15 protein-coding genes are annotated in these 17,274 nt (G+C 38.5%); 3 read left to right on the forward strand and 12 right to left on the reverse strand.

The annotated features are described in order from the left end of the window. Window positions 1-3: 3 nt before the first annotated feature. From GGR22_RS06600 to GGR22_RS06620, 5 genes are all read right to left on the reverse strand, one after another. Window positions 4-1,155 (reverse strand): efflux RND transporter periplasmic adaptor subunit, encoded by a 1,152-nt coding sequence (locus GGR22_RS06600; protein ID WP_182493013.1) that lies wholly within the window; start codon window positions 1,153-1,155, stop codon window positions 4-6. Between the two features lie 30 nt (window positions 1,156-1,185). Beyond that, window positions 1,186-1,665 (reverse strand): GbsR/MarR family transcriptional regulator, encoded by a 480-nt coding sequence (locus tag GGR22_RS06605; protein WP_121375562.1) that lies wholly within the window; start codon window positions 1,663-1,665, stop codon window positions 1,186-1,188. Between the two features lie 131 nt (window positions 1,666-1,796). Further along, on the reverse strand, window positions 1,797-2,177 hold the full coding sequence (locus tag GGR22_RS06610; protein WP_182493014.1) for a septal ring lytic transglycosylase RlpA family protein: 381 nt from the start codon (window positions 2,175-2,177) through the stop codon (window positions 1,797-1,799). Between the two features lie 11 nt (window positions 2,178-2,188). Next, the gene (locus GGR22_RS06615; protein ID WP_121376245.1) at window positions 2,189-2,668 is read right to left on the reverse strand and encodes a septal ring lytic transglycosylase RlpA family protein; all 480 of its coding nucleotides are present in this window, start codon (window positions 2,666-2,668) and stop codon (window positions 2,189-2,191) included. Window positions 2,669-2,753: 85 nt separating this feature from the next. After that, window positions 2,754-3,203, reverse strand: coding sequence for a hypothetical protein (locus GGR22_RS06620; RefSeq protein ID WP_121375564.1), 450 nt, complete (start codon window positions 3,201-3,203; stop codon window positions 2,754-2,756). A 171-nt stretch (window positions 3,204-3,374) separates the two neighbouring features. Between GGR22_RS06620 and GGR22_RS06625 the strand changes: the two genes are divergently transcribed. From GGR22_RS06625 to GGR22_RS06635, 3 genes are all read left to right on the forward strand, one after another. Next, window positions 3,375-3,788 (forward strand): hypothetical protein, encoded by a 414-nt coding sequence (locus GGR22_RS06625; protein WP_182493015.1) that lies wholly within the window; start codon window positions 3,375-3,377, stop codon window positions 3,786-3,788. A gap of 73 nt (window positions 3,789-3,861) precedes the next feature. Next, complete coding sequence (locus GGR22_RS06630) at window positions 3,862-6,105, forward strand: cation:proton antiporter (RefSeq protein WP_121375566.1); 2,244 nt, start codon at window positions 3,862-3,864, stop codon at window positions 6,103-6,105. 26 nt (window positions 6,106-6,131) lie between these two features. Then, complete coding sequence (locus GGR22_RS06635) at window positions 6,132-6,830, forward strand: DedA family protein (protein ID WP_182493016.1); 699 nt, start codon at window positions 6,132-6,134, stop codon at window positions 6,828-6,830. Between the two features lie 46 nt (window positions 6,831-6,876). On the opposite strand, the gene GGR22_RS06640 is transcribed toward GGR22_RS06635, so the two are convergent. The 7 genes from GGR22_RS06640 to GGR22_RS06670 form a co-directional block, all read right to left on the reverse strand. Then, window positions 6,877-9,573 (reverse strand): TonB-dependent receptor, encoded by a 2,697-nt coding sequence (locus GGR22_RS06640; protein ID WP_182493017.1) that lies wholly within the window; start codon window positions 9,571-9,573, stop codon window positions 6,877-6,879. A gap of 156 nt (window positions 9,574-9,729) precedes the next feature. Beyond that, entirely contained in the window at window positions 9,730-11,373 is a 1,644-nt protein-coding gene (gene pgi, locus GGR22_RS06645) for a glucose-6-phosphate isomerase (RefSeq protein WP_182493018.1), read from the reverse strand. A 58-nt stretch (window positions 11,374-11,431) separates the two neighbouring features. Beyond that, a complete protein-coding gene (locus tag GGR22_RS06650) occupies window positions 11,432-12,676 on the reverse strand; it encodes a M23 family metallopeptidase (protein ID WP_121375570.1) in 1,245 nt (414 codons plus the stop codon). 19 nt (window positions 12,677-12,695) lie between these two features. Beyond that, entirely contained in the window at window positions 12,696-13,637 is a 942-nt protein-coding gene (locus tag GGR22_RS06655; protein WP_182493019.1) for a tryptophan 2,3-dioxygenase family protein, read from the reverse strand. A 5-nt stretch (window positions 13,638-13,642) separates the two neighbouring features. Continuing rightward, a complete protein-coding gene (locus GGR22_RS06660; protein ID WP_121375572.1) occupies window positions 13,643-14,410 on the reverse strand; it encodes a DUF3108 domain-containing protein in 768 nt (255 codons plus the stop codon). A gap of 298 nt (window positions 14,411-14,708) precedes the next feature. Further along, window positions 14,709-15,869: a 4-hydroxyphenylpyruvate dioxygenase gene (gene hppD / locus GGR22_RS06665; RefSeq protein ID WP_121375573.1), complete on the reverse strand. Its 1,161-nt coding sequence runs from the start codon at window positions 15,867-15,869 to the stop codon at window positions 14,709-14,711. Between the two features lie 77 nt (window positions 15,870-15,946). Then, on the reverse strand, window positions 15,947-17,104 hold the full coding sequence (locus GGR22_RS06670; RefSeq protein ID WP_182493020.1) for a homogentisate 1,2-dioxygenase: 1,158 nt from the start codon (window positions 17,102-17,104) through the stop codon (window positions 15,947-15,949). Window positions 17,105-17,274: the final 170 nt, after the last annotated feature.

Here is a 17,274-nt window from a genome sequence, read left to right on the forward strand (position 1 = left end):
GAATTATTTTTTAGCTGGTGGTGTAGTTGTTTTTGCAGAATCTTTGGCAACAGCATTTCCGGCTGGAGCAGCAGCTTCTGGTTTTCCTTGCTGAGGTACGATTTCCATATCATCTTTTAGCTTAGAAGTTCCTTCGATTACGATTACCTCGCCTTCTTCAAGACCTCCTGTTACGATGAAATTCAATCCAGATGTACCGCTTGTTTGGACAATTTTTGATTTTACCTTGTTGTCTTTTCCAACTACGTAAAGCGTCTGTTTTCCTTGTACTTCGAATACAGCATTTTGCGGTACTAGAATTACATTTTTCTCATTAATCGGCAAACGAACGATTCCGCTGCTTCCGCTTCTCAAAATTCCTTCTGGATTTTTGAATTCAGCTCTGAACTGAGTCGTTCCTGTTTGTGGATTGACTAATCCGTTCATAGTTGCCAATTTTCCTTTTTGGTCGTATTCTGTATTGTCAACCAAAAGCAATGAAACTTCTGGAGCAGCTTTTAGCTTTTCGGCAGTTGTAGCTCCTTTAAACGTTTTGTTGAAAAACAAAAGTTGTTTTTCGTTCATAGAAAAATATGCACGGATAACTCGTGTATCCGAAACGGTAGTCAAAGGCATTTCGCTGCTAGAGCTTACCAAGCTTCCTTCTCTGAATGGAAGTCCGCCGATAACTCCATCAACAGGCGAAGTGATTGTTCCAAAACCAATGTTAGCCGCAATCGCTCCATAAGATGCTTTTGCCTGCGCCAATTTTGCTTTGGCAGTTTCTAATTGTACGTTGCTGATGATTTTTCTGTCAACCAAAGGCTTCAATCGGTCTACCTCAACTTGAGCTGCCTGTACGGCCGCTTTTGCTGCTGAAGCGTCTTCGTTTTGAGTCTGTGTTTCTAGCTTGAACAACAATTGTCCTTTTCTGACAACTTGTCCTTCATCAACATAAATTTTCTGGATGAATCCGTTAACTTTCGGACGGATTTCTACATTCTGCTGTCCTTCAAGATTGGCAGTATACTCTTGGTAGACTACGGCGTCTTGTTTTGCAACAGTTTGAACTGGGAAAGGCATAGGTCCTTGTGGGGGCATCTGCTCTTCTTTTTTACCGCAAGAGGAAAGGGTAATTATTGCGATTAAAATACTGAATAGTGATTTATTCTTCATTTGCATTTTATAAAATTGGTTGATTGATTTTTATTTGTTCTCTACTTTCTCTAATTTTTGAATCGTCTTGTTTAAGAATTTCTCGAAGTCTATGACATGTTCTTGATAAATTTTAATTTTTTCTAAGTCACTGCATTCATCAGTATCAGCGGTCATTTTTCTATATTCTATCATTCTTTCGACCATCTTTTTTTCATCTAAAACCATTCTAAGGTGGTTTTGCATTCTGTCGCTAAAAGAAGACGGTTTGTAATATTTTTTTCTGTCTCCAGGGAAAGTATAATACTGAATCTTTCCGATTTTCAGCAAAAGATTCAGATTTGTAGAAACTGAGCTTTTGCTTGCTCCTAGCCTTGAAACCAAATCATCGAACGTCAATCCTTTTGCGTCATTCCATACAATAAGGCAACCTAATATTCGTCCTGACAAGGGCGAAAAGTTCAAATAGGTTTCAAAATGAACTCCAAACATCTCCACCAACTCTTCTCTTTCTTTCGATATGTCTGTCATTGATTTAAAATTTTGATGCAAATTTAAATCAGGTTCGGTAATTACCGAACTAAACGAACTTAAATTTATGTTAATTTTTTTTCATGAAATTTAAGCATTAAAAAAGCCAGCAGTATTCTGCTGGCTTTTGGTCAATTTATAATTTCTAACGTTACTCTCAAGGAGCCGTGGTTTTTATTGTCGGCTATTTCCATAAAAGCCTTTTTGGTGAGATCGATTTCTCGCCCAGGCGTAAATGGCCCTCTGTCATTTATCTCTACGACGACTGATTTGTCATTGGCGATGTTGGTTACTTTTACCTTTGTTCCGAATGCTAACTTCTTGTGAGCCGCTGTGTATTTATTGTTGTGGAATTTTTCCCCGCTCGCCGTTTTCTTTCCGTTGAATTTATCAGCATAATAAGAAGCGTGGACATTCTTTTTATATACTTTCCCAGAAGCCGATTTGCTGGAAGAACAGCTGGCCAAGATACTTCCAACGACTGCTATGATTAAAAATATCCTGATTTTCATGACTCCTTAGTTTATTGAATAATTTCTATCGTTACTTTTAGATGTCCGCCATATCGGGCCGAAGCGATTTCCATAAACGCTTTTTTCGTAAGATCAATTTCTTTTCCTTTTGTAAAAGGACCACGGTCGGTAACTTCAACGATTACCGATTTTCCGTTGGCTTCATTCGTGATTCGAAGTTTTGTACCAAAAGGAAACTTTCTATGTGCTGCCGTATATTTTTTGTTGTCAAAGATTTTACCGCTTGCCGTTCTTCTGCCTGTGAATTTGTCAGCATAATACGACGCATGGGCATTTTTTTTATGGAGCTTGTATTTTTTTGACTCGGCTAATTTTAAGCTATCTTCTACTGCAACTTTCTTTACTGAATCTTGATACGCCTGAGTTTTTTCTGGAGGAGTTTTTTGAAAGTTCCTGTCTCTTAAAGAAAAACCGCTTGAAAAAACCAAAGCAATAAAGGCCAGCAATAGAATTGTAGTCTTATACTTCATGATAAATATTTTTATGTTTGGCCAATTCATCTTACAATTACTATACCCAAAATTAAAAAAGCTCAAAAAATTGAGCTTTATGTTTTTATGAGAACCAGACGTTCCACGGAATTCTTGACAACAGCAAGAGCAATCCTAAGGTAAAAAATATGGCTATCTTTTTGAATTTTGCGTTAGAACCTTCTGCTCTTTTATGCGTGCTCCATCCTATCGTTATAAACACAATAGCTAAAATATTTATGATTGGGTGCTCAACTGCCATTTGGCGCAATTCGCTATTTCCCATGATTTCTTTCATTCCTGCTTGTCCAAAAAGAGAAAATCCTTTAGGCGAGACAAAATATAATATCAGTCCAATTACAAATTGAATGTGGGCAGCAATCAGTCCGAAAAGGGCAATTCTTCTGTCTTTTGGTTTGAATTCATTTTTTGCAGATAAGCCAATCAACGCATTGATTGCGGCAACTCCTACAGTAAAAAGTGCAACGTAGGCAATGCCTGAATGGGCTTCTAGAATAATTTTGTAAGTATCCATGGTCAAATTGTTTTTTACAAATATATCAAAAAATGAAATGTCCGAAAATTATTGACAAGTAACCAATTCAATAAATAATGAATCCAAATTACGAAATAAAACCTTAACAATTAACATTTCTTTAATCGATTTGGGTTATGATTTAAAATTCAATATCCTAAATTTGCGGAAATGATGAAAAAAGCCGTACATATTACCTTTTTGTGCTTATTCTTTCTGCTGGGAATGCAATGTAATGCCAGCAATAAGAAAAACTCATCATTGCCTTTTTTTGAAAACAGTGCAAAACAGTACTCAAAAGAGTGCCGTCAAAGCCTTTCTAAAAAAGAATTTTCTGTTGCCAATGATACTTTTGACAAAGTCCATAAAAAGAAACGCCTTTTAAATCCCTTTCATAATAGCATAGCAAGACTATCAAAATGCTATAGTTCTTCTTTGGTTTTAGGCGCTATTCCTTATTCAAAATTTGTATTCCAAAAGCATTTTGAATCGCTGGTCTTTTCATCCGAGCATTCCTTGCACAATTCTTTTTGTCCTAAAGGGAAACTGCTTTCCATATTTTATTCTTTTCAGGCTTTCTGGTAATAACTAATTGAGTTTTGTTTTTGAGATTCTTTTTAGAATCTTCTCAAAGAATGTCCAATTAAATTAGTACAGCATGAATGAATTAGAAAATACGGCAACGGCAGCCTCACACCATCTTTATCCTCTGATAAGCGATTTGGGATTAATCCTGATGACCGCTGGTGTTGCTATCTTGCTTTTCAAGAAAATAAAACAGCCTTTGGTTTTAGGGTATTTGATTGCCGGATTTTTGGCAGGGCCTTATTTTACGTTATTCCCTTCAGTAAAAGATGTTCAGAACGTAGAAGTCTGGGCAGAAATCGGCGTCATCATCTTGCTTTTCAGTTTGGGACTGGAATTCAGCTTTAAGAAATTAATGAAGGTTGGAGGAACCGCTTCGATTACCGCGCTCGTCCAGATTGTCTCCATGGTATTTTTAGGTTATTGGTGCGGACAAATGATGGGCTGGTCGTCTATGGACAGTATTTTCCTCGGCGTTATCTTATCGATTTCATCTACAACTATTATTCTTCGGGCTTTTGACGAATTGGGTGTAAAAGGCCAGAAATTTGCGGGAATTGTTTTTGGCGCCTTGATTGTTGAAGACATTGTCGCCATCTTGATGATGGTATTGCTTTCTACGGTCGCTATCAGTCAGCAGTTTTCGGGAATGGAGCTTTTTGAATCGGTACTGAAACTTTTGTTCTTTTTGATATTATGGTTTGTCGGTGGTATTTTCTTCATTCCGACATTATTAAAAAAAGCGAAGAATCTCTTGAGTGATGAAACGCTGCTGATTGTTTCCCTAGCTTTATGTTTGATGATGGTAATCTTAGCAACTATGGCTGGATTTTCGCCTGCTTTGGGAGCTTTTATTATGGGTTCGATTATTGCCGAAACTACCAAGGCAGAACGTATCGAACATCTTATAAAACCTGTAAAAGACCTTTTTGGGGCCGTTTTCTTCGTGTCGGTAGGAATGCTTATCAATCCGAGTACTTTGGCTGAATATGCTATTCCTGTAGTTGTAATCACCTTGCTGACCGTTTTTGGAAAAACCTTGAGTTCTACTATCGGGACGCTTATTTCTGGACAGCCTTTAAAACAATCCGTACAGACTGGAATGAGCCTTGCACAGATCGGGGAGTTTTCGTTTATCATTGCGACTTTGGGTATGACACTTGGCGTAACCAGCAGTTTCTTATATCCTATTGTGGTTGCCGTTTCGGCTATTTCCACATTTACGACACCTTTTATGATCAAGCTTTCGATTCCGGTGTACAACATGCTGGAAAAAAATCTTCCGAAAAAATGGACCAAGGCAATTGAAAGCTACAGCTCAAGCTCGCAAACCATCAAGGCTACGAGCAACTGGGTATTGTTCTTACGAGCCAGTATCATCCAGATTATCATACATTCTGTGGTTATTATCGCTGTTATCTTGCTTTCCTCGAGAGTCTTGTTGCCAATGGTAAATGGTTCGCAATGGGCCAACGTTGTTATCGCAGTAGTAACGCTTTTGTGCATTTCTCCTTTTTTATGGGCTTTGTCTTTGCGAAAGGTTGCCGTAAACGCTTATGAAGAATTAAAAAAAGAAAGAAAGTTTCTCGGACCAATCCGAATCGTGAATTTAATCCGGATTCTTTTCACGCTATTTTTTATCGGACTTCTACTAAACAGCTTCTTCTCTAATTTTATCGCTTTTGCCGCGCTAGTTATTTTTGTGGTGGCCTATCTGGCTTTCCCGAAAAAACTGCAATTGTTGTATGACAAGATTGAGAACCGTTTTATGCAGAATTTAAACGACCGAGAAAACACAGAAGCTTCAAAAAGCAAGAAAGAACTTTCTCCTTGGGATGCGCACATGACGACTTTTGAAATCAGCGCCGAATCGAATATTGTCGGAAAACCATTGTATCAGCTTGAGCTTCGAGAACGAATCGGAATCAATATTGCGGCCATCAAGCGCGGGAATATTACGATTAATGTACCGAATCGCAACGAACAGATTTATCCGAACGACGTTCTTTATATCATCGGGACCGACAGACAGATTGATAAATTCAAGATTTACATGCAGCAGAGTATTGTCGCGGTTCCCGAAGACAATGCCGAAACGGTCTTGAAGAATTTCGAATTGAAAAATGAGGATTTTATCGGAAAGACAATACGCGAATCGCAATTGCGGGAAAAAACAAACGGACTCGTTGTCGGAATCGAGCGGGAAGGCCGACGAATGATGAATCCGGAATCGCATGTCGTTTTGGAAAAAGATGACATCATCTGGATTGTTGGCGACAAGAAAAAAATGAATTCTATTACACTAAATGCTTCTTAATATTATTTACTTAACTAAATTTTCAAATGGATAATTTTGATTGGAAACAGCTCATTAACCCCGAATTCTACATAGCCATGGAACTTGGAGGCGTTAGCATTGGACTGTATGTTGTGCTTTTTATTGTTTTTGCAGAAACTGGATTGTTTGCCGGATTTTTCCTCCCAGGTGATAGCCTTTTGTTTTTAGCCGGAATTTACAGCCGGGAACTCATCGAGAATCTAGTGTTTATTGAAAATGATTTTGGGAATGTGGCCCTGCTGTCCACTCTGGTCGCTCTTTCTGGAATTATCGGAAATACTGTCGGCTATTGGTTTGGCGCCAAAAGCGGCTGGTACTTATATAAAAAAGAAGACAGCTTCTGGTTCAAGAAAAAATACCTTGAGCAGTCACGCGTGTTTTTCGAAAAATATGGCGGAAAAGCGATCATCATTGCGCGTTTTATGCCTGTATTAAGGACTTTTGCTCCTATTATTGCGGGTATCGTACAAATGGACAAGAAACGTTTTATGTTTTATAATATCTTAAGCTCTTTTCTTTGGGCATTCAGCTTGATCATGGCTGGACATTATCTGTATGGCTTATTCTTGAGCAAATTTGATATCGACTTGAAAAAGCATATCGAAATCATCATTCTTATTATCGTAGCGGCAACGACCATTCCTTTGGTGGTTAAATTCCTTAAAGGAAATAAAGAGACACCAGAAAATAATACCGAAGAATAAAAAAAGCCTCTCAAATGAGAGGCTTTTTCAACTAACTACACACAAACTAAAAATTATAACGAATCGTAAAGTTCCAAGTTCTGCCTAGGCCGAAATATCCTTGGTTGGCATCTGCGATTCCATCATATACTTTTCCGGAAGATTGGTACGTAGAGAAATCTGTAGAACTGCTAGGATTTACTCTATCTGTAACCTTGATATTTGTTCTCAATTCTGAGATATAAATGGTATGCAATAAATTGTCTACATTAAGCCTGAAGTTTACAGATTTCGATTTATCTTTTCCTACCAGCATTTTGTAAGTCAAGCCCGCATCGACAACACCATAAGAAGGAAGTTCAAGGTTGTCTTTTACAGCTCCAACATTAGAATAGATTTTATCGTAAAATCTGTAATCTGCATCAATAGACAGTCTTTCAACAACTGTAAATTTAAATCCAGCACCAGCTGAAAATTGAGCTGCATCTCCTACTTTTCCGCCATCAACATCCGCTTCTGTAACATTCAAGACGTTTCTATCTTGATCTCTTACTGTTGTAACAACATTGCCTTTGTATTCCCAATTTCCTGCAGAAACAAAACCTCTCAAATCTAAGTTAGACAATGGTTTTGCCACAAAATCAAACTCGATTCCTGTATGCAACTGCTCCACTCCTTCATTGGTAGAAAAGATTTCTGTTCCAGCCGATACAGGGTTTCCGTTGATTACTTCGTCTGCCGCCGCGATTCTTGAAGTCGTCTTAACCCTGTCTTTCCACGAAGTTCTATAACCATTCACATTGGCCGTGAAGTAAGTACTCTTAAAGCTATATCCTGCTTCAAGTCCTAAGATTTTCTCATTTTCAGTTAATGGATTTACTTGGTTTGTAAAGTTCAGGTAGATATTGTCATGATAAGGCTGGCGAGAATAGTAGCCTGCATTTACGTAGACCGAATTTTGGTCGTTAATATTAAAGCTACCTCCTGCCTTAACATTATATCCAGTGTTATTGACTTTTTCTGAATCTTTAAATTCTCTTAAATAATCATATCTGTCAAATCTTTGGTGGGACTGGTTTGAGATGGCTCCTTGAAAAAATCCAGAAAACAAGTCGTTAGAATATTCGATTTGTCCGAAAACTCCACCGTAAGAAATTCTTTCGCTGTTGTCATAATCAATTCTTTGGTTTTCTCCAATCGTATTGAAAGTAGCGCCCCAAGCATGTACGTTCTGAGATTCTGTAACTGTATTAAAAACTGGGCTTCCGACTGGCTGATTAGAGCCATCTCTTAAAGTCCTGCTTTCTGTCCAGTTATTTAAGCCTAAGAAATTTTCTACTTGACGGTAGTGCGTTCCGTAATACGTCCTTAAATCGGCACCTACATTAAAAACAAGGTTTTCGCTCAACTGGTGCTTGAAATTAGAAACAAGCCCATACCAATTATGGTTATTCATTGAAGAACGGATAAGATACGATTTGTTATCTCCCATTACTCCATCTCCTACAGCAGCGTTTCTGTCTCTGATAGCGTCAAAATCAATCAAACCATTGGTTCTAATTGCAGATGCGCCATAATTTCCAGTTCCTCCTCCACGTCCCCATGAAGCATATAGAACTGTAGACAATTCTGATTTGTCACTCATTTCCCAATCCCAATTCAGGTTGGCAACCGGCTTATGGTAAAAATTCGTTCTTTCTGATTGGTATTTGCCGTTCAGAGACCCCCAGTTATTGTTGTATTTTCTGCCGTATGTCTGGTAATCTGAAAGTCTTTTTGTGAAATTTTGGTCGTGCTTTTGAGGAGCACCTGTAATCAAGAAGTTAAGGTTGTGCTTTTCAGCTGGCTTGTATCCGAATGAGATGAAATAGTTTTGGCCTTCTCCTCTAGTTCCGTCATTATAACCGTCACCTTGCCAATGGGTCAACATTACACTGACACCAAATTTGTTATTTATCATTCCTGTATTGTAGGCTGCCGTTGTCTTCAGGTAGTCATTGTTTGCCACGCCAGCAGAAATAAAACCACCTTCTCTTTTAGAAGTAGCTTTAGTGATAAAGTTTACTGTTCCTCCTACAGAAGAAATCGCCAATTTTGATGATCCAAGACCTCTCTGGATTTGAATTCCGTTAGCGATATCGGCCATACCTGACCAGTTTGACCAATACATCAAGCCGTCTTCCATTCCATTGATTGGCTGACCGTTTAATAAAAAGGCCGTGTTATCTTGTGCAAAACCTCTGACAGAGACTCTAGAATCTCCAAAACCTCCCGCTTGTCCGGCTACGTAAACAGATGGCGTATTTACCATCGTCTGCGTAATATCTGAAGAACCCACTTTTTCTTGAATTTCAGAAGATGTAAGTGTGGAAACTGCAATTGGAGTCTTTCTGTCTTTTGCTAAGTCAATGATACCTCTACCAACAATCACGACTTCGTCTAATTGGCTAGAATCAGATTCTAGGGTAATTGTTCCCAAGTCGACCGTTTGTGATGATGTAGCAGAAAAGGAAATTGTTTTTGTAGTATATCCTACAAAGGTTATAACGACTTCTCCTTGTGTTTTTGACGTACTTATGCTGAATTTACCGTCAATGTCTGTTGAAGCTCCTTCTCCTGTCCCTTTGACAGTAACGTTCGCTGCAGGCAACGAGCCGTTCATTTCAGAATCGACGATTGTTCCTGTAATTTTTGTCTGTGAAAATGCTGTTGATACTGAAAAAATCAGCAGTAAAGACAGCATGAATTGTTTTAGATCCTTCATTTTACTAGTTGGTTAGAATTTTCGACAAAGGTCTGTTAACAATTATTTTTTGATGTTAGATTATTATTATAAAATCAAAAAGTATTCTTAACATTAGAAACAGGAAACATAAAAAAAGCCCTTTAAATAAGGGCTTTTTAATTTATATTTTGACAATTACTGTTTATCTAAAAAGTAACGCAATAATAAAGTTGTAGAACTGTCATGTGCTTTTACGACACCCGAATTAATTTCTTCAAGGATTGAATTGGCCAACTGTTTTCCTAATTCTACTCCCCATTGGTCATAACTGAAAATATTCCAGATAACGCCTTGCACAAAAATCTTGTGCTCGTATAAAGAAATCAATGAGCCTAGAGTTTCTGGAGTCAGTTTTTGGATTAACAATGTATTTGTCGGCTTGTTTCCTTGAAAAATCTTGAAAGGCGTCAGGAAGTCAGCTGTTCCGGAAGAAACATTTACTTTTGTAAATTCAGCTCGTACCTGATCTTCTGTTTTTCCATTCAGCAAAGCTTCCGTCTGGGCAAAGAAATTAGACATCAGCTTGTTGTGATGGTCTTCATCGCCATACAAAGGCTTCACAAAACCGATGAAATCAGTAGGAATCAATTTTGTGCCTTGGTGGATTAATTGGAAAAACGCATGCTGAGAGTTTGTTCCCGGCTCGCCCCAAATAATCGTTCCTGTTTGATAATTTACTGGATTGCCATCTCTTCCTACACTTTTTCCGTTGCTTTCCATGATTCCTTGTTGTAAATAAGGAGCCAATTTTTGAAGATATTGTGTATACGGAATCAAGGCTTCGCTTTCTGCCCCGAAGAAATTGTTGTACCACACGCTTAACAATGCTAAAACGACTGGAATATTTGTATTGAATTCGGCCGTCTTGAAATGTTCGTCCATTTCGTTAGCGCCTTTCAATAATTTATTGAAATTGTCAAAACCGACCGCTAGACTGATTGACAAACCTACTGCGCTCCATAGCGAGAATCTTCCGCCAACCCAGTCCCACATTGGGAAAACGTTGTCAGGATTGATTCCGAATTCGGTTACTTTTTGAATATTGGTAGAAACCGCCACAAAATGTTTGGCAACGTCTTCTTGTTTTGCCGATTTCAAAAACCATTTTCTTACGGTTTCTGAATTGGAAAGTGTTTCTTGCGTCGTAAATGTTTTTGAAACTACTACAAAAAGCGTTGTTTCAGGGTTGAGGTTTTTGATTTTTTCATTTACGTGATCGCCGTCTACATTCGAAATAAAATGAACATTCAGGTGATTTTTATAAAATTGCAAAGCTTCTACAGCCATTGCCGGACCAAGGTCTGAGCCTCCAATTCCGATGTTTACGACATCTGTAAAGGCTTTTCCTGTGAATCCTTTTCTTTCTCCATTAATGATTTCCTGTGAAAACGCCTTGATCTTCTCTTTTACCTCATAGACTTCAGGAATGACATTCTGCCCATCTACTAAAACTACGGAAGACTCTGGAGCTCTTAAAGCGGTATGAAGAACGGCTCTGTTTTCGGTTTCATTGATGATGTCGCCTTCAAAATATTTTGCGATTGCTTCTTTTAGATTTACTTCTTCGGCAAGCGACAAAAGCAGGCTTATTGTTTCTTCGGTTATAATATTTTTAGAATAATCTACCAGAAAATCATTCCATTGAAGATTAAATTTTGCAGCTCTGGAACTGTCATTGGCAAACATTTCCTGCATCGAGGCGTATTGCATCGTAGTAAAATGTTCGCGCAATTTTTGCCAAGCAACTGTTCCTGACGGATTGGTTTTACCTAAAGCCATTGTATTGAAAATTAAATTGAGTAGTCTTTATTGAAGGCTCAAATTTAGGCAATATGATTTATTTTTTGAATTTAATTGTAGCAATACTGTCCAATTCTTTTTTCAGAGGCGTCATTTCGGCTATAAACCTTGGCTTATACTTGGCATCCATTGGAATGGAATTTGGCAGCTTCTGCTTCAAGGCATCAACTTGTACGCCGTTTTTCCAAAAGCGATAGCAAACGTGCGGTCCGGTTGCAAGACCTGTGCTTCCTACTTTTCCGATGACATCGCCTTGGGAAACTCTTTGTCCTCTGCGGACAAGAATCTTAGACATGTGAAGGTATTGGGTCGAATAGGTTCCGTTGTGCTTTACTTTTACAAAGTTTCCGTTTCCGGCTGTATATCCAGTTTTTTCTACGACTCCATTTGCCGTCGTAATAATCGGAGTTCCTGATGGCGCGGCATAATCGGTTCCGTTATGCGCTTTGAATCGCTGTTGTACGGGATGGAATCTTCTTGTTGAGAATTTTGAAGAAATCCTGAATCCAAACTTCAAAGGGGCTTTCAAGAACATCGTCTTGAGCACTTTCCCTTCTTCGTCATAATAGTTTACTTTTTTTGCGGTAGTATCTTGCTTGAAAGGAAACGCATAGATTTTCTTGCCTTTGTATTCGAAAAAAGAGGCTTCGAGGCTTTCTACTCCGGCATAAATTGTATCGCTGATGTATTTTTCATTAAAAGTAACGGCAAATTTGTCACCTTTCTGAATTTTGAAAAAATCGACTGAATAGGCGTAAATATCAGCCAGATTTTGTGCCAGAGAAGCATCGACTCCAGCTTTACTTAAGGTTTCTGATAACGAGCCTTCAATTTCTGTCGCAATCGTTCTTCGTTTTATGGTAATTGGTTTTTTATTTCTATACGCGACTATCGAATCTCTCAAGTCAATCACATTGTAGTGGATATTGTCTGGCTGGTAGATAAAAACCTGAACGGTATTGGGTGCCTTTTTAGATTTTAAGATGGTATAAGGCCTTCCTGCGCGGATGTCTCTAAAATTAAAAGAATCTTTAGCTTTTTCTGTTATTTCGTGTACTTTGTATTTTCCCAAATCATGCTTGTCCATCAATGTTCCGAAAGTATCTCCGTTTTTGACAGTATCGTTAACTACTTGAAAATCATTCAGCGTAAAGCCAAACTCAACAACAATGGGTTCTTTTACAGGAACTTCGGTCTTATTTTCTTTGTCGTTCTTTTCCTCTTTGTCGTTGCAGGAAATCAGGGTGAATAGCAATAGTAGGGTTAAAACAGCGTATTTCAAATCGTATTCTTTAAATCTATTAGACGTTTTTTTCTTCTCCCCAAGATGCTAGTTCTTCTGGAGACCATAATTCAGGAAAAAATATCCTTCTTTGGTATTTTGGATGCATGTATTTTTTCCAATCGCTTCCGCCGGTGGCTTCTCCGTCACCTTTGCCGCTTCCGTCAATATATTTTTTTGCCGTATTTAGATGCTGCATTACCCAGGTAATATTGACCGTATGGTCATAATGACGCATGGCTTTTATCAATGCTTCGTCTTTTTGGTCTTCTTCTGGCAATTCTTTGAATTTCTGCCAGACATTTATTGTATTGTATTCTTCCATGTAGCTTAAAAACTGAGGCTTGTATTTTCTCTCAAATTCTTTAAGCAAGTATGATTTTTCGCCTGTATGATAGTCTTTTCCTGCAGCTTGCCAATAGAGATGTTCCAAAGCATGCTCATACGGCGTATTCCTGTCGATTGTTTTTCGGAAACGGTAATCGATAAGGTTGATCAAGTCTGTAGAACAAAACTCAATCAATCGGTATTGTGCGCTTTGGAAACCGCTGGCTGGCGTCAAGGTATTCCTGAATTTCATATACTGTTCGATTTCCATCCCATCACCCATAATATCGAATGACGTAGTCAGCATATCGAAATAGCGGCTGATACGCATCAGTTTTTCAGTAAAATAGGTCGTTTTGGGTTTTGGAGTATGGCACAACTGGTCCATTTCCCACAAGATCATTTTGAATAACAGCTCGTTTACCTGATGGTACATGATAAAAACCATTTCATCGGGCAATGTTGTTCTTTGGATCTGTAAATTTAATAAGGCGTCTGTCTGAATATAATCCCAATAAGTTATGGGTTTTGACCAAAGCAGTCCTTCAAGGTGCGTTTCGGTTTTCTGATTTATTGCCTGAAATTTTTCTTCTAGTTGATCTAGCTGATCTTTGATATTGGGGTTTATCTCCATCTTTTTTATTCTGCTATAATTTTAAAAGGATGTATCAATCCTTTATATCCTTCAAGGTCGGCTTTTAGTGAACCTACTGCCAAACTCGCCTTAATCCTCAAAGGAACTCTATTCTCATCATCTGATATCCAAACTGTTAAGCTTTCTTCTTCTTTAAAAACGCGTCCAGCTTGCACATAAGGCCTAAATATCATCGCATTTACTTTTCCAAATTTAGTTTTTAAAACTTCTCGTCCCATAAATTTTAACTTAAACTTTGTGGTTTCGTCGTCAAAAAACATATCAATAGAAATCGACTCACCAGGTTTCAGCTTGTCGATAGTAGGATGATTTCTCAGATAATAGAATGAGGAAACGATATCCTGCACATTCTCTGGTACAGAAATCGTCTTTTCGGTATTTTTCTTATAATCTTTTACTAGGACATTATTAGCAGACTGATTGAAAAACCCTTCTTGGTTTTTCGTGTAGCCCCCTTCATTGATTTTTCTGAGAAACTGGTATGGCTGTCCTGTTTTCTTATCGAAAAAGCTTTGATAGTCGTCATTGACCTTGAAGAAAAATTTTGTCATTCCTGTGGTGTATCCGTTTCCGACGGCATGGAAGACTTTTTTCCCGTTTTTGGTGGCTTCTTTGATTTCTAGCGTGGCATAACCCGCATTGACCAAACCATAATGTATCCTGAATTTGAACCATTCGCCGACATCAAAAGCTTTCTCTTGTGCCTGAAGGCTCGCAGTTGCAATTAACAATAGTATTATAATCTTTTTCATAATTTGATTTTATATGTTCTTCCAACTGTTAAATACAATTTCTATTCCAAAAGTATTAAAACAAAAAAACCCAGTCAAAGATATGACTGAGTTTTTATGCTATTAACCAACCAAAAAACTATAAATTATGAAAAATTTACATAAAAATCGAAGGAAACCACTCCCTCTCTTTTTGCGGGTGCAAAGGTATGCATTAATTGCATTATTACAACTAAAAAATTAACTTTAACACAATATTAGCAAAAAATAGCTTTTTGAAAGGTTGTATTTTACATTATTCTCAGAAAATCAGGTTGTTTTATAGCGTTCCTCTCTTTTCTTGCTCTCTTTCGATAGACTCAAAAAGGGCCTTGAAGTTTCCAGCTCCAAATCCACGGGCGCCCATTCTTTGGATAATTTCAAAAAACAATGTCGGACGGTCTTGAACTGGCTTCGTAAAAATCTGCAACAGGTAGCCTTCTTCATCGGCATCTACCATAATTGCTAATTTTTCGATTTCGCCCAAATCTTCCTTCATCATTTTCATGTGCTCTCCTAATCTTTCAGGAATAGCTTCGTAATAGGCTCTTGGCGGTGCTGATAAAAATTCAACTCCACGCGCTTTTAATTGGGAAACGGTCTTGATGATATCGTCTGTAGCGATAGCCACGTGCTGGATACCAGGCCCGCCGTAGAATTCCAAATATTCTTCAATCTGTGATTTTTTCTTTCCTTCAGCAGGTTCGTTAATTGGGAATTTGATTCTTCCGTTACCGTTTGACATTACTTTACTCATCAAAGCGGAATATTCTGTATTGATCTGCTTGTCGTCGAAAGAAAGGAAATTCACGAATCCCATTACGTCTTCGTACCATTTTACCCAAGTATTCATTTCGCCCCAGCCTACATTTCCAACCATGTGGTCGATATATTTCAAGCCAGTCGGTTCTGGATTGTAGTCGGATTTCCATTCTTTATACCCTGGCAAGAAAACTCCAGTGTAGTTTTTTCTTTCCACAAAAATGTGGACTGTTTCACCATAAGTGTAAATTCCAGAACGAACTACTTCTCCAAATTCGTCTTTTTCAACTGTTGGCTCCATAAAAGGTCTAGCACCTCTTTTGGTTGTTTCTTCGAAAGCGCTTCTTGCGTCTTCCACCCAAAGGGCAGCAACTTTTACTCCGTCACCGTGTTTTTTCAAATGGTCATTGATTGGAGAATCTGCATTTAAAGGCGTGGTCAACACCAAACGGATTTTATCTTGTTTCAAAACATAAGATGCTCTGTCGCGCACTCCCGTTTCTAATCCGGCATACGCCAATGATTGGTAGCCAAATGCTGTTTTGTAGAAATGTGCGGCTTGTTTTGCGTTACCTACATAAAATTCTACATAGTCTGTTCCTAATAGCGGAAGGAAATCTTGAGCTCCTTCAAATATTTTTTCTAATCCGTATTCTACTGATTTTACTTCTTTGCTCATTTTGTATATTTTTTCAACCCTGTCAGGGTCTCTGACCCTGACAGGGTTATCGTTAGTTGTTTTTGTTTGTTTTTTTATTATTCTACCCAAGATTTATAGTATTGGCCATCGTCCAATCCCATCGCTTCTTCGGTTACCATCAACGGACGGAACGTATCGACCATTACGGCTAATTCTTCGGTTACTGTCTTTCCGATACTTCTTTCCATCGCACCAGGTGCAGGTCCGTGAGGAATGCCTTTTGGATGCAATGTGATATGTCCTTGCTCGATATTGTTCCTGCTCATGAAATCGCCATCTACATAATACAAAACCTCATCGCTGTCGATGTTGCTATGGTTGTAAGGTGCCGGGATTGCTTTTGGATGATAATCGTACAGCCTCGGACAGAAAGAACATACGACAAAGGTTGAAGTCTCAAATGTCTGATGAACCGGAGGCGGCTGGTGCACGCGTCCTGTTATCGGCTCAAAGTTATGGATACTGAAGGCATACGGGAAATTATAGCCGTCCCAACCTATCACATCAAACGGATGGGTAGCATAGACTACTTCATGAATCATTCCTTCTTTTTTGATCTTGATCAGGAAGTCTCCTTTTTCATCATGTGTTTCTAATTCTGTCGGCAGTTTGAAATCTCTTTCGCAGAATGGAGAGTGCTCCAGATGCTGACCCGATTGGTTCTTGTATCTTTTTGGCGTATAAAACGGCGCAAAGGATTCTACATAAAACAGACGATTTTCAGAGGTTTCAAAATCAATCTGGTAGATGATTCCTCTTGGAATGATCAGGTAGTCGCCATACTCAAAAGGGATATTTCCCATCATGGTACGGAGCGTTCCTTTTCCTTTGTGGATGAAAATCATCTCATCGGCATCGGCATTTTTATAGAAATAATCTCGTAATGATTTCTGCGGTGCCGCCAAGCCTATGGTGCAGTCTCTGTTAACAAGCATGGCTTTTCGGCTGTCCAAAAAGTCTTCTTGCGGTTTTAATTCGAAACCTTTAAACAGCAGGGATTTTATGTTCTTTCCGATGGCAATTTTTGGCTCAACGGAGTAGGATGCCTTGATTTCTTTTACCTGTGTCGGCCTGTGGACATGGTATAGCAGCGACGAATGCCCATGAAAGCCTTCTGTTCCAAAGAGCTGCTCATAGTAGAGCCCGCCGTCTGGCTTTTCAAACTGCGTATGTCGCTTTTGGGGAAAATTGCCCAATTTATGATATAGTGGCATAATTATTAGATTTATGAAATTATGATTTTAGATTTCTGATAGCAGCATCCAAAAACTCATTCTGGGTTCCTCTTGATGAGGAACTTCAGATGCGACAATAAATCTTTCCAACTTGTATTCATAGTCACAAATATCGGAAAAATTAATTTTTTCACCTTATTTCTTGTGAA

Source organism: Flavobacterium gossypii (assembly GCF_014138495.1).
Lineage (GTDB): Bacteria > Bacteroidota > Bacteroidia > Flavobacteriales > Flavobacteriaceae > Flavobacterium > Flavobacterium endophyticum.

Excerpts from the sequence above, each read along its gene's own strand:
- GGR22_RS06600 (WP_182493013.1), bottom strand. The coding sequence starts at position 1,155 with ATGAAGAATAAATCACTATTCAGTATTTTAATCGCAATAATTACCCTT.
- GGR22_RS06605 (WP_121375562.1), bottom strand. The coding sequence starts at position 1,665 with ATGACAGACATATCGAAAGAAAGAGAAGAGTTGGTGGAGATGTTTGGA.
- GGR22_RS06610 (WP_182493014.1), bottom strand. The coding sequence starts at position 2,177 with ATGAAAATCAGGATATTTTTAATCATAGCAGTCGTTGGAAGTATCTTG.
- GGR22_RS06615 (WP_121376245.1), bottom strand. The coding sequence starts at position 2,668 with ATGAAGTATAAGACTACAATTCTATTGCTGGCCTTTATTGCTTTGGTT.
- GGR22_RS06620 (WP_121375564.1), bottom strand. The coding sequence starts at position 3,203 with ATGGATACTTACAAAATTATTCTAGAAGCCCATTCAGGCATTGCCTAC.
- GGR22_RS06625 (WP_182493015.1), top strand. The coding sequence starts at position 3,375 with ATGATGAAAAAAGCCGTACATATTACCTTTTTGTGCTTATTCTTTCTG.
- GGR22_RS06630 (WP_121375566.1), top strand. The coding sequence starts at position 3,862 with ATGAATGAATTAGAAAATACGGCAACGGCAGCCTCACACCATCTTTAT.
- GGR22_RS06635 (WP_182493016.1), top strand. The coding sequence starts at position 6,132 with ATGGATAATTTTGATTGGAAACAGCTCATTAACCCCGAATTCTACATA.
- GGR22_RS06640 (WP_182493017.1), bottom strand. The coding sequence starts at position 9,573 with ATGAAGGATCTAAAACAATTCATGCTGTCTTTACTGCTGATTTTTTCA.
- pgi (WP_182493018.1), bottom strand. The coding sequence starts at position 11,373 with ATGGCTTTAGGTAAAACCAATCCGTCAGGAACAGTTGCTTGGCAAAAA.
- GGR22_RS06655 (WP_182493019.1), bottom strand. The coding sequence starts at position 13,637 with ATGGAGATAAACCCCAATATCAAAGATCAGCTAGATCAACTAGAAGAA.
- GGR22_RS06660 (WP_121375572.1), bottom strand. The coding sequence starts at position 14,410 with ATGAAAAAGATTATAATACTATTGTTAATTGCAACTGCGAGCCTTCAG.
- hppD (WP_121375573.1), bottom strand. The coding sequence starts at position 15,869 with ATGAGCAAAGAAGTAAAATCAGTAGAATACGGATTAGAAAAAATATTT.
- GGR22_RS06670 (WP_182493020.1), bottom strand. The coding sequence starts at position 17,104 with ATGCCACTATATCATAAATTGGGCAATTTTCCCCAAAAGCGACATACG.